Annotated in this window: 9 protein-coding genes; all 9 read left to right on the top strand. The window is 34.1% G+C overall.

Annotated features, from left to right (window positions below):
* The first annotated feature begins 43 nt into the window (after positions 1–43).
* On the top strand, positions 44–1,525 hold the full coding sequence (locus AB3G33_RS10135) for a nitrate/nitrite transporter (RefSeq protein ID WP_367768911.1): 1,482 nt from the start codon (positions 44–46) through the stop codon (positions 1,523–1,525).
* Between the two features lie 121 nt (positions 1,526–1,646).
* Positions 1,647–2,345 (top strand): Crp/Fnr family transcriptional regulator, encoded by a 699-nt coding sequence (locus tag AB3G33_RS10130; RefSeq protein ID WP_367752321.1) that lies wholly within the window; start codon positions 1,647–1,649, stop codon positions 2,343–2,345.
* A gap of 319 nt (positions 2,346–2,664) precedes the next feature.
* On the top strand, positions 2,665–3,924 hold the full coding sequence (locus AB3G33_RS10125; RefSeq protein WP_367768908.1) for an alginate export family protein: 1,260 nt from the start codon (positions 2,665–2,667) through the stop codon (positions 3,922–3,924).
* 27 nt (positions 3,925–3,951) lie between these two features.
* On the top strand, positions 3,952–5,325 hold the full coding sequence (locus tag AB3G33_RS10120) for a CmpA/NrtA family ABC transporter substrate-binding protein (RefSeq protein ID WP_367752318.1): 1,374 nt from the start codon (positions 3,952–3,954) through the stop codon (positions 5,323–5,325).
* 171 nt (positions 5,326–5,496) lie between these two features.
* Positions 5,497–6,585: an ABC transporter permease gene (locus AB3G33_RS10115; RefSeq protein ID WP_367768905.1), complete on the top strand. Its 1,089-nt coding sequence runs from the start codon at positions 5,497–5,499 to the stop codon at positions 6,583–6,585.
* A gap of 129 nt (positions 6,586–6,714) precedes the next feature.
* A complete protein-coding gene (locus tag AB3G33_RS10110; RefSeq protein WP_367768902.1) occupies positions 6,715–7,554 on the top strand; it encodes an ABC transporter ATP-binding protein in 840 nt (279 codons plus the stop codon).
* A 38-nt stretch (positions 7,555–7,592) separates the two neighbouring features.
* Positions 7,593–8,414 carry an ABC transporter ATP-binding protein gene (locus tag AB3G33_RS10105; protein WP_367768899.1) on the top strand — a complete coding sequence of 274 codons (822 nt, stop codon included), beginning with the start codon at positions 7,593–7,595 and terminating at the stop codon, positions 8,412–8,414.
* A 362-nt stretch (positions 8,415–8,776) separates the two neighbouring features.
* Positions 8,777–12,289, top strand: coding sequence for a molybdopterin-dependent oxidoreductase (locus AB3G33_RS10100; protein WP_367768896.1), 3,513 nt, complete (start codon positions 8,777–8,779; stop codon positions 12,287–12,289).
* A 59-nt stretch (positions 12,290–12,348) separates the two neighbouring features.
* The gene (locus AB3G33_RS10095) at positions 12,349–13,791 is read left to right on the top strand and encodes a rubredoxin (protein ID WP_367768893.1); all 1,443 of its coding nucleotides are present in this window, start codon (positions 12,349–12,351) and stop codon (positions 13,789–13,791) included.
* The last annotated feature ends 181 nt before the right edge of the window (positions 13,792–13,972 follow it).

Below are 13,972 nucleotides of genomic sequence, written 5' to 3'. Positions count from 1 at the left end.
AATACGTTATTGTACTTATATTTGTATAAAAAATATAAGTACAATGGAAAAATCAACTTCATTAGCCCAATCTCACAGCATGTTATTTTTAAACACGCTGGCCTTTACTGTTTGTTTTGCTTGCTGGACACTAAATGGTGTATTAGTTACCTATTTAGTCGACAAAGGCATTTTTAACTGGAGCGTAGTACAAATTGGATGGCTATTAGGAATCCCTATACTAACCGGTTCTATCATGCGATTACCTATAGGTATCCTTACCGACAAATATGGCGGAAAATCAGTGTTTTCTATCTTGCTTTTACTATGTTCCATCCCTTTATTTTTACTTCCATTAGCCAATAGTTTTTTCATGTTTGCCGTACTTAGTTTTCTATTCGGTATGGTAGGTACTAGTTTTGCCGTTGGTATTGGGTACACTTCTATTTTCTATCCAAAAGAATGGCAAGGACGAGCTTTAGGAATATTTGGAATGGGAAATGCAGGGGCTGCTATCACTACTTTTATGGCACCTTCGTTGTTGAATCATTTTTCAGTAGAAGATCCTCAAAATGGATGGAAAATATTACCCATTATATACGGTGCAGCATTGCTAATTATTGGAATACTATTTTTAGTTTTTGCCAAAAACAAAAAAATGGAAAAGTCTACCAAAACAATTCCGCAAATGTTATCTACCTTAAAAAGCCCAAGAGTTTGGCGTTTTGGGGCGTACTATTTCTTAGTTTTTGGGTGTTTCGTAGCGTATTCACAATGGTTGTTACCTAATTTTATGAATGTATACCAAACGAGTTTAGTAATGGGTGGTATGTTTGCCACTATGTTTAGTTTGCCGTCTGGCGTAATACGAGCCTTTGGTGGTTATTTATCAGATAAATTTGGCGCTAGAAAAGTAATGTACTGGGTATTGAGTTCTTCTGTAATATTAAGTGCATTATTAATGATTCCTAAAATGGAAATAAAAACAGCAGGTCCCGGAGTAATGGCAGGAAAAACTGGAATTGTTACCCAAGTAAGCCCAACAAATGTAAGAATAGATAATAAAGATTTTCCTATTGACTCTAAACCAGAAAGCACGACAACTGGAAATATTTTTCCAACAAAATCTTCTTGGCAAAAAGTAATAGTTACTCAAAATCAAAGTGTAAGTAAAAAGGAATTATTAGCAAAAGGAGTAACAAGAATAACATTTGATGCTAACATGTGGGTCTACCTCATTTTAGTTATTATGATTGGTATTTCCTGGGGAATTGGTAAAGCAGCAGTTTACAAACACATTCCAGAATATTTCCCTACCGAAATAGGAGTTGTGGGTGGAATGGTAGGATTACTAGGAGGTTTAGGTGGATTCTTTGGACCAATTATCTTTAGTTATTTATTAAACTTTACAGGTTTCTGGTCCAGTTCATGGATTTTTGTACTATTGTTTTCTGCAATTTGTCTCATCTGGATGCATGTTACAATAACGAGTATGATGAATGAAAAACATCCTATTATGTCCAAAGAGATGGATCGAAAAAGTTAAAAGAAGGCTAAATTAATTTTAAAAAATTATACATCAAAAACTTTTCCTATTCCATACAACTTAAATGCTCTTTTTGATTAATCAAAATAGAATCTGAAACTAACCTTTAAAAAGATACAAAATGAAAAAAATAAATGCCGATTGCTCTATTTGTATCAATACTAATTGTTTTATAAAGAAACATTTGGATCTAGAAAAAATGCAAGATTTTGTAATGCAAAAAACAAATTTTGCTTGCAAAAAAGGACAGCAATTCATGTTTGAAGGTGCACCAATGCAAGGTTTGTATTTTATTAATAAGGGAAAAGTAAAAGTGTTAAAAACAGGAATCTACGGCAAGGAACATATTGTTCGATTAACACAAGAGGGAGATACAGTTGGCTTTCGAGGATTTGGAACCAGTAATAGGTATTTGATAGGTGCATCTGCAATTGAAGATACTGTCTTATGTAATTTCAGCAACAAAGTAATGCAAGACATCCTTAAAACTATACCTGAATTCACTTATGATATGATGCTGTTTTACGCCGAAGAACTCAATAAAAGTGAAAATAATGTAAAGAAAATTGCCCAAATGAATGTAAGAGAACGTGTTATTGACACTCTTTTATATTTACTTAAAAAGTTTGGTCAAACTAATCATTTAATAGATATCAATTTATCTCGGAAAGAAATTGCCGATTTTGCTGGAACAACGGACGAACAAGTTACCCGTATCTTCTCCAGTCTAAAAAAAGAAGGACTGATAAAAATTGTAGGCAAGAAAATAAGCTTGTTGCAAGTCGAAAAAATGAAGCAGGAAATCGCAGAACACCGATAGATTTTTATTCTAAGTAGAACAATATAAAGGCCCAATAGTTTTGGGCTTTTTTTATGCAGAAAAATCAGATTTACGTATTCTAATACGTGTTTTAAATCCAATATAACACACTACTTACTTTTATAACATGTTGTATAATAGTACATTATGTTGAAAATCTGTGTTTTCACCTGTTTTAATAAGCAGAATAGCCGTTAAATCATGGTTAAAAAAGCTAAAATTCATTGTAAAAACTTCAATAAATAAGTAAAACTACGTACGTATATTTGCTAAGTAAATAAGTAAAACGAAAACCAAACATTAACTAAAACTATTAACTATGAAATTACTTAAAACAATATGCTTGTCATTTATAGGGGTTATCAGTACCGCTTCGTATGCACAAGACTTCGATGCCAACATACAACTTAGACCACGTTATGAATATAGAAATGGATTTAAAAGCTTATTGAAAGCAGGAGATAGTCCAACATCATTTATATCACAACGTTCTCGTTTAAACCTAAACTTTAAACAAGATAAATTAAAATTAAAACTGTCTTTACAAAATATCCGCACTTGGGGAGATGCAGCTACTACAACTACTGCAGATAAAAATGGAGTAGCCGTTTTTGAAGCGTATGCTGAATATAACTTTGATGATAAATGGAGCGCACGCCTAGGTCGTCAAGTATTAAATTATGACAATCAACGTATCATGGGTGGAATCGATTGGATTCAACAAGGTCAAAGTCATGATGCAGCATTACTAACTTATAAAAGTGCCAAAAATCAATTGGATTTGGGTTTTGCTCATAATGCCTCCGCCGAAAACCTAATCGCACCTACAACAGCCTATGGCACGAACTACAAGGAAATGCAATATGCTTGGTACCACACTGCTATTAAAAAAATAAATGCGAGCTTCTTATTATTAAATGCGGGGTACCAATACCTGAAAACACCTACCGATTTAAAAACGGATTACATTCAAACATACGGTACTTACTTGACGTATAAAGGTAAGAAATGGGACGCTGACTTAAGCCTTTACGGACAATCTGGTAAAAGTAGTGGTACTGATTTAAGTGCTTTTGATGCAGGAGCAAATTTAGGGTATACTGTAAGCGAAAAATTCAAAGCTACAGTAGGATATGAATTCCTTTCTGGAAAAGATCAAAACGATACTGATACCAAAATAAAATCATTTACTCCCCTATTTGGTACCAACCATGCTTTCAACGGATTTATGGATTATTTCTACGTAGGAAATCACAAAAACAGTGTTGGATTACAAGATGCTTATTTAAAACTGGATTTTGGAATCAAAAAAGTAAAGTTCTCCTTGACACCGCACGTTTTTTATGCTCCAAATAAAGTAATCGCTGCAGGAGTTGAAAAAGACTCTTACCTAGGTACTGAAGTAGACCTAACTGCAGGATATAAAATTCACAAAGACATCATGGCTGTTGCAGGATATTCACAAATGTTCGGTTCTTCAACATTAGAGACTTTAAAAACTGGAGACGCGAGCAAAACAAACAATTGGGCTTGGGTAATGATCAACATCAACCCACAAATATTTTCAACAAAAAAATAATAATCAACTATTTTAAAAAAGTATAACATGAAAAAATTAGTTTTTAGATTATCAGTACTAGCCATTGCCTCTTTGAGCGTTTTGAGCTGTAAAAAAGAAGAAAAGAAAGAGGCTACGACTGAAGTTGCCTCTACTTCAAAAACCGAAAAATTAACGCTGGAGAAACCACAGGTAACTTTAGGATTTATAAAACTAACTGATATGGCTCCTTTGGCTATAGCCAAAGAAAAAGGCTTCTTTGAAGACGAAGGTTTATTTGTAACCTTAGAAGCACAATCCAACTGGAAAAATGTTTTAGACCGTGTAATTGACGAACAAATTGACGGATCTCATATGCTAGCAGGACAACCTATAGCTGCTGCAGTAGGTTTTGGAAGACAAGCGAAATTAGTGACTACTTTCTCTATGGATTTAAATGGTAATGCTATCACTGTTTCTAACGATGTTTGGTCAAAAATGAAACCAGGATTGCCTATGAAAGATGGAAAACCCATTCACCCTATTAGTGCTAGTGCCTTATTACCAGTTATTAAAGAATACAAAAATGCTAATAAACCATTTAAAATGGGTATGGTATTCCCGGTATCAACACATAACTACCAACTGCGTTACTGGTTAGCTGCAGGAGGAATTAACCCTGGACAATACACAAAAGACAATGCACAAGGAATGATCAATGCTGATGTATTATTATCAGTTACTCCTCCTCCGCAAATGCCAGCTACACTAGAAGCAGGAACAATCAATGGATATTGTGTTGGGGAACCTTGGAATCAACAAGCGGTAAGCAAAGGAATTGGAGTACCAGTTATCACAAGCCGTGACATTTGGAAAAACCACCCAGAAAAAGTATTTGTTATGACTCAAGCTTTTATCGACAAAAACCCAAATACTGCTATTGCGATCACTAAAGCTTTGATTAGAGCAGGAAAATGGTTAGACGATCCAAAAAATAGATTGGAAGCAGTTAAAATTTTATCTAGCCCTGCTTATGTAGGTGCCGATGAGAATGTATTAAAAAACTCAATGACTGGAACATTTGAGTACGAAAAAGGAGACAAACGCGATGCAGCTGATTTCAATGTATTCTTTAAAGACAATGCAACGTATCCTTACTATTCTGATGGAATTTGGTTCATGACTCAAATGAGACGTTGGGGACAAATTACAGAATCAAAACCAGCTGAATGGTATGCATCAAAAATCAAAGAGGTTTACAAGCCTGAAATTTGGACCAAAGCAGCACAACTTTTATTGAAAGAAGGAAATTTAGTTGCCGAAGATATTCCAACAACTGATGGTTACAAACCAGCAACAACTGACTTTATTGACGGTGTAAAATACGATGGTAAAATGCCATTGGAATACATTAAAAGCTTAAAAATTGGTAATAAAAACTAATTCATAAAATGATGTAGTTGGGGGTGTTGTAGTTTCATCCTCAACTACTTATTTAAAAACTAAAAAATACAACATTACCTTAGAATGGTTTCTTACTTAGAAGATAATTAGTTCAAAATCAAAACTAATGATAATCCTTACAACCAATTTTAAATATATAAAAAAAGAAACATGAAGACTAAAATAATAAAAACTGTACAATTTATTGGACTGGGTTACTTAGAACCTCTCATTAGATTACTAACTGGAGAAGATTTGAAAAAAAATGGAAAAGATGCATTCAAAAGAATCCTCTTCCCTATTTTATCAGTAGTATTATTTATCCTTTTATGGCAATCCTTTTCTAATTATTTAAATAATGTTGAGTCCGAAATAAAAATTGAAAAAGCACTTAAAGACCAAGGACCAGAAGCCGCCAAAAAACTAGAAGCTTGTATCGCATCTGGAGACATAAGCTGCAGACCTAATTCCTTGCCTTCTCCTGCTATGGTTTATACTGCCTTAGGAAAATTATGGGATGATCATAAAATAATGACCGCCAAAAAACAAGAATTTATAGACAAATACGAAGCTATAAATGCCGATCGTAAAGCCAAAGGCCAAATTGAAATTGTGTACACTGGCCGTCCTTCATTTGTAGATCAAATAATGACGAGTTTAAAAACCGTTTTTGCCGGTTTCTTACTCTCTATAATTATTGCCGTTCCTACAGGTATTGTATTAGGACTAAGTACAACACTAAGAACTTCTTTCAACTGGATTGTTCAAATATTCAAACCAGTATCTCCTGTTGTTTGGCTATTATTAGTATCCATGATTATAAAAACACTTTTGACCAATGTTGATATCGAAAAATCATTTGTGATTTCCTTTATAAGTGTAGGACTGTGTTCTATGTGGGCCACTCTTGTTAATACCAGCGTTGGAGTTTCATCTGTAGATAAAGATTATATTAACGTAGCTAAAGTGTTGCAATTAGGAACCTTTAGCAAGGTTTTTAAAATAATCCTTCCCTCCTCTTTCCCAATGATTTTTACTGGATTGAGAATTACTCTTTCTGTGGCTTGGATGGTATTAATTGCAATCGAATTGTTAGCCCAAAGTCCAGGTTTAGGATCTTTTGTTTGGGAAGAATTCCAAAATGGTTCTAGTGATTCTAATTCTAAAATTATTGTAGCCATGTTTGTAATAGGAATAATAGGATTCATGCTGGATCGTGTAATGATGATTTTTCAAAAATTACTAACGTTTACGGATTGAGGAAGTTTTAAGGTCATAAAGTCGAAAGTCATAAAGTCCTACTTTTGAGAATAATGACATTTAAAATAAACCAAATTGACTTTCTATAATCGACTTTTAAAACTTTAAACTCTTTTAAACAAAATAATCATGGCATATTTAGAACTAAAAAATGTTTGTAAATCGTATGGTGAAGGAAAAAACAAAACCGAAGTATTATCAAACATCAACTTAAAAATAGAAGAAGGAGAATTTGTGGCTATTGTAGGATTTACAGGAAGTGGAAAAACCACTTTAGTCAATCTAATCGCAGGATTAATAGAACCGGATTCAGGTGAAATATTATTCAAAGGCAAACCAATCCAAGGAACCAGTCACGAACGTGGAATTATCTTTCAAAATTATTCTTTACTGCCTTGGCTTACTGTGTATTATAATATTGAAATGGCGGTAAAATCCGTTTTTAAAGACTGGACTAAAAAAGAAATAGAGGATCATGTCAATAATTTTATTGAAAAAGTACATCTTTCTCATGCTTCACACAAAAAACCAAAAGAACTTTCAGGCGGTATGCGTCAACGTGTAGCGGTAGCCCGAACATTAGCTATGAAACCAGAATTAATTTTAATGGATGAACCTTTGGGAGCATTGGATGCGTTGACAAGAGGGAACCTGCAAGAAGAAATACTTTCTATCTGGAGTGAGGACAAACGTACCGCTTTGCTAATAACCAATGATGTGGATGAAGGCGTTTTCATGGCTGATCGCGTGATACCTTTACGTCCAGGTCCAAAAGCCACTCTAGGACCCCAATTTGAAATTGAAATTGAGCGACCTCGCAATAAAATTGCCTTGAACCATTTAGACAGTTTTAAAAAATTAAGAAATGGTATTATTGAATATCTGATGGAAATTGGACAGGAAAGAACGGCAGGACTAGAAATTACGCACTACGAATTGCCTGATTTAGTACCAATGAAATTCAACTAGAATTCATTATATAATTAAAATTTAAAGAGATAGATACCATGAAAGAGTCCATATTAGAAAAAGATATAATAAATCGTGATCCATTGGGATTTGAAAAATACATGTTGGAGTTATCTAATTTAACCAAAATTTATCCTACTCCAAATGGTGATTTTATAGTATTGGAGAATCTAAATTTAAAAATTAAAGAAGGTGAATTTGTTTCTATAATTGGGCACTCTGGTTGCGGAAAAACAACATTGCTTTCTATGATTGCAGGTTTAAATCCAATATCAGGAGGCCAAATTATATTAAATGGCTCCCCAATTACAGGTCCTGGACCAGATAGAGGAGTAATCTTTCAATCTCCTAGTTTATTGCCCTGGATGAGTGCCCTAGAAAATGTTTTACTAGGTGTAGAAAAAGTTTTTGCAAATGCAACCAAAAAACAACGCTTAGACATTTGTAAATATTACCTAAGTAAAGTAGGTCTCGATGGCTCCTTTGACAAAAAAGCAAAAGACCTATCGCAAGGAATGAAGCAAAGAGTTGGAATTGCAAGAGCATTGGCTTTAAAACCGCAAATTTTACTTTTAGATGAACCTTTCGGAATGCTTGATTCTTTAACTAGAGGGGAACTTCAAGATGTATTGTTAGAGGTATTAAACAAAGAAAAAACAACTGGAATAATGATTACCCATGATGTCGATGAGTCCATTTTCTTGGCAGACAGAGTGATTATGATGACCTCAGGACCTAAAGCACAAATAGGAGATATTCTAGACATTACCTATGAAAGACCTCGAAATAGAAAAGCCATATTAGAACATCCCACCTATTATGACAACCGTGAACATCTAATTAATTTCTTAGAACATTAAAACAACTAGTTCCAATAAGTAACTCAGACAAAATTTTCACAAATAGAAAATCTGTGAAATGATTTTAATCTGCGGCTAAAAAAAATAGAATTCATAAAATTAAACCTTAAAAGATTGAAGTCTAAAATGCTTCAATCTTTTTTTGTTTCAAAACAAAATTTATTAATGTTATAATTAAACCCCGCTTTTTGCAATAAATTCAAGTTTCAGAAGCATCTGATTCTCTAAATTGATAAAACTTAGAAAAAACAAATTTAAAATTACGTATTATTACGTATTAATACTTACTTTTGTTATAAAGATCTCAGAATCGAATATTCTATTTCTTCGACAGTTTTACTATTTAATACAGAAGATTACAAATGCAAAATCCAGAAATTAAAACAACTTGTTCGTATTGTGGTGTAGGCTGTGGGATTATTGTAACCAATGATTCTAAAAATGGCGTAACCGTTCGTGGAGATGAAAATCATCCTGTAAATAGAGGAATGCTTTGTTCTAAGGGGATGAACTTGCATTATGTAGCCAATGATACTTCGGATAGAATCCTGTACCCAGAAATGCGATGGAGTAAATCCCATCCCATGGAAAGAGTGAGTTGGGATGCGGCGATGGATCGTGCGGCAGCGGTTTTTTCTTCCATAATAAAAAAACACGGTCCAGATAGTGTTGGTTTTTACATCTCTGGGCAATGCCTTACTGAAGAATATTACTTAGTAAATAAACTGGTAAAAGGATTTCTAAAAACCAATAATATAGATACTAACTCCCGCTTGTGCATGAGCTCAGCAGTTGTGGGATACAAAAAAACATTTGGAGAAGACTCCGTTCCTATTGCCTATGACGATATTGAACTGGCGGATACTTTTTTAATCACAGGTGCTAATCCAGCTTGGTGTCACCCTATTCTTTTTAGAAGACTTGAACAGCATAAAGAGAAAAATCCTAAGGTAAAAATAATTGTTATAGACCCAAGAAGAACAGATACTGCAGCAACTGCCGATCTACATCTTCAAATTATTCCAGGATCTGATATTATTTTATACCATGCCTTAGCTAAATGCATTATAGAAAGAGGCTATACGGATGCTGATTTTATAAAAAACAATACCGAAAATTACCTAGCATACAGAGCGCTTGTTTTATCTACCTCATTAGAAAAAGCATCTAAACTTTGTGGAATTTCTGTTAGTGATATTAAACTAGCAGCTGATTTAATAGGTAAAGCAGAAGGATTTCTTTCGCTTTGGGCCATGGGATTGAATCAAAGCGCGATTGGAGTCGATAAAAACACTGCCTTATTGAATATTTCACTGTTAACCGGTCATGTAGGAAAACCTGGGTCTGGTCCCTTTTCATTAACGGGCCAGCCCAATGCTATGGGAGGTCGTGAAGTAGGTGGAATGGCTAATTTATTAGCAGTTCATAAAGATTTAGCAAATCCTGTGCACCGACAAGAAGTAGCTGATTTTTGGGGAGTAGACTCCATATCCGAAAAACCAGGATTTACGGCAACCGAAATGTTTGAAGCGCTTGAATCTGGAAAAATGAAAGCCATCTGGGTAATTTGCACCAATCCTTTGGTGAGTTTACCTGATTCTCGAAGAGTAGAGAAAGCTTTGGCGAAAGCCAAATTTGTAGTCGTTCAAGAAATATCACACAATGCAGATACGGCTAAACATGCCGACTTACTTTTACCAGCAGCAGCTTGGCTAGAAAAAGAAGGGACTATGACCAACTCGGAGCGACGAATTTCTTACTTACCAAAAGGAATTAATGCACCTGGTGAAGCTTTATCAGATATTGACATCCTACTTCGTTTTGCTAAAAAAATGAATTTCAATGGCTTCAATTTCAATAATACCGAAGAAGTATACAAGGAATATTGTCAAATGACAAAAAACACTAATATTGATATTTCTTATTTAAATTACAACCGATTAAAAAACGAAGGTACTTTTCAATGGCCCGTTCCTGATTATGGACATCCTGGAACCCCTCGCCTATTTACTGATAAAAAATTCTTTACGCCTTCGCAAAAAGCAATTTTCAATCTCCCAACAGCTATTGAAAATACGTCAGAGCAACCCAATGACCAGTTCCCCTTTATACTTACAACAGGACGTGTAAGAGATCAATGGCATACAATGACCAAGACAGGAAAAGTGTCGCGCTTAATGACGCATATTCCGAGTCCTTTTCTAGAAATAAATCCTATTGATGCTTTTAAAGCGTCCATTAAAAATGGAGATATCGTTATGGTTACCAGTAAAAATGGTGCTGTACGCGTAAAAGCAAAAGTGACGGACAGCATTAAAGAAACCGTGGTGTTTTTACCGATGCATTGGGGAAAACAATTAGAAAACGATTTGAATCGTACCAATAATTTAACGAATACTCTTGTTGATCCCATTTCTAAAGAGCCTGATTTTAAATATACCACGGTATCCGTAGCTAAATACATTAAACCGTTCCAAAAAATTGCTATTATTGGCGCTGGAGCAGCTGCCTTTCGATTCATACAGAATTATAGAGAAATCAACACTACTGATGAAATAATAATATTCTCTAATGAAATTAACCCGTTTTACAACCGTGTTTTATTACCTGAATATGTCACTGCTGAGTTGTCTTGGGATAAATTATTAAAAATAAAAGATGACGCTTTAGGCAAATTGAATATCACGATGAAGTCTGGCATTGGGATAAATGCTATTAATACTTCTGATAAAACAGTGGTGGATAGCCAAGGCATCACACATACTTTTGACAATTTAATACTAGCCACAGGAAGTCGCCCTTTTATTCCAGAAAACGCACAATTGCATTTACCTGGCCGCTTTACCATAAGAAAAAAAGAAGATGCAGACCGACTGAAAAACTATCTAGACAATACTAAATTAGCTCCCGAAGAGCAACACGTAGTGATTGTAGGAGGTGGTTTATTAGGTTTAGAATTAGCCGCTGCACTGAAACATAAAAAAGTCAAGATTACTATTATCCAAAGAGCATCCCGTTTAATGGAACGCCAACTGGATCGTATTTCCAGTAAATTATTAGCCGAAGAAGTGCAAATTAGAGACATACAAATCTATTTTGATAATGAAGTGAGTACCGTATTTGAAACTGATAATGAAAATGAAATTGAAATCGCTTTAAAAAGTGGACGAATTCTTACCGCAAATGCTATCGTATATACTATTGGAACTATCCCAAATATTGAAATAGCCAAAGAATCTGGGATTAATTGCGGACGCGGTGTAAAAGTAAATCAGTACTTGCAATCGTCTAATCCTGATATCTATGCCATTGGTGAAATAGCCGAATTCAACAATCGTTTGTTCGGAATTACCTCAGCGGCAGAAGAACAAGCTGATATTTTAGCCAATTATTTAGCTGGAGATATTAGCAGTTTTTATAAAGGTTCTGTTTTAATGAATATCTTAAAACTAGAAGACATCAATCTTTGTAGTATTGGTGAAATCGAAATCCCCGAAAATGATGATTCCTATGAAGAAATTGTTTTTGCCGACTTGAAACAACGCTACTATAAAAAATGCATCGTTAAAAATGATTTATTAGTAGGCGCTATTTTGATGGGCGATAAAAATGAATTTGCCGAGTTCAAAAGCATGATTGAAAGCAAAATCGAATTATCCGACAAGAGAAACTCCTTATTGCGAGGAAGCTCCAATGCAAAGCCTGTTTTAGGAAAACTCGTTTGTTCTTGCAGTCAAGTAGGAAGTGGCAATATTGAAGAAGCCATAAAAAGTGGAACTACTAATTTTACAGAATTATGTAGAAGTACCGGAGCTGGTTTAGGCTGCGGAAGTTGTAAAACAGAAGTAAAGGAAATATTATCAAAAATAAAATAGTTTTTTGTTTCAATTATATAGACATAAACTTGAAACGGTAAACTTGAAACTATAAAATTATGGAACTAACGAGATTAATAGTAAAAGGAGGCGTTATTTCACCTGGTGAATTACGAAACATTGTAAATATGGGCTTGGAACAAGGGCTCAAAGATTTTTCTTTTGGATCCAGACAAGATATTATTTTTCCAAAAGGATTTAATAATTTATATACGGATACAAAAGAAGGACATCAAGTTATTTTTCCAGATCAAAAAAGCGGGAATAACATTGTTTCTTCTTATGTCTCTACCGATATTTTTAGAAATACAAATTGGCTTACAGGAAACAAATTCCTTTATATATTAGAACAATTCAAAGAACATCCTGTATTAAAAGTGAACATTACCGACCCTAAGCAGCAGTTGGTTCCTTTGTTTACAGGACATATTAACTTTATAGCTTCAGAGCATGAAGATTACTGGTTTCTATACATTCGCTTGCCCAATTGGGAGCGCATGGAAGTGTATCCAGTATTAATTTACAGCTGGGATATTTCAAAATTTTATTATGAAATAGAACGCATTGTAAGCGAAGAATCTTGCGGAATTGACATGATTTTTAGTTTGGTGAGTGAAGCTTTGGATACCAATAATAGAACCATTGACAAACCTTTAAACATACCCTTTTATCCGTTTCCTTACTATGAAGGAATGAATCGATTGGGTATAGATCAATATTGGTTGGGTTTGTATTGGAGAAACAACTTATACGATTTAGAGTTCTTAAAAGAAATGTGTGATTTGTGTTTTGACTGTAAAATAGGAAAAATATGTATTACACCTTGGAAATCATTTGTGGTAAAAGGAATCCCAAAAGACCGCAAATTAGACTGGGAAAAATTCTTAGGAAAGAAAGGAATCAATGTCCGTCATTCGTTATTAGAACTCAACTGGCATTTACCAGTAGCGATGGATTGGGCGTTGAATCTAAAAACGTTCTTAGTTCGTACTTTAGATCAATTTGATATTAGTACGTATGGACTTACTTTTGGAATCTCCGATTACAACCGAGAGGGTCATTACTTCACTTCTATTGTCGTAGAAAAAAATGAGATGCCTAAAGATCTAGCTTCCATAAAAATCAGAGATACGTATAATGTGCTTTACGCCAAAAATTTTGATCCTAATAGTCGCACGTATATTGTTCATGCACAAGATGTAGACAAACTGGAATTGCCTACGATTTTGATAGAATTAAGTAGGAAATATTTTGAAGAGTTAGGCAACTCTGTGTCTGAAATTGATACGGCAACAGCAGTCAAAAAAGAAAAAAAAGAACTCGATGTACATCAATGTAAAGAATGCTTAACGGTTTATAATGCCGAATACGGAGATATAGAACAAGGCATTGAAAAAGGAACTTTATTTAAGGATTTACCTGTGAATTATTGTTGTTCTTTATGTGAAGCACCAAAATCCAATTTTATCACGTTAAATCTTGAAAAACTGGATGCGATTTAATTCAATTTAAATAACATTCTTGATTAAATTTTGCAATAAAAACCATTAAGAAAGTAAGACTCATTAAGACTCAATACTAAAGATTCTTAATCTCTTAATGGTTAAAAAACTTGAAATTTAATTGCCTGCTTTTACTTCAAAAAAATTATCTATTTTTGGCCGTTCAAAATCTCTTTTTATT

The organism is Flavobacterium sp. WC2421 (assembly GCF_040822115.1).
In the GTDB taxonomy this organism is placed as follows: Bacteria; Bacteroidota; Bacteroidia; order Flavobacteriales; family Flavobacteriaceae; genus Flavobacterium.
This window is presented reverse-complemented; position numbering and strand designations above follow the sequence as displayed.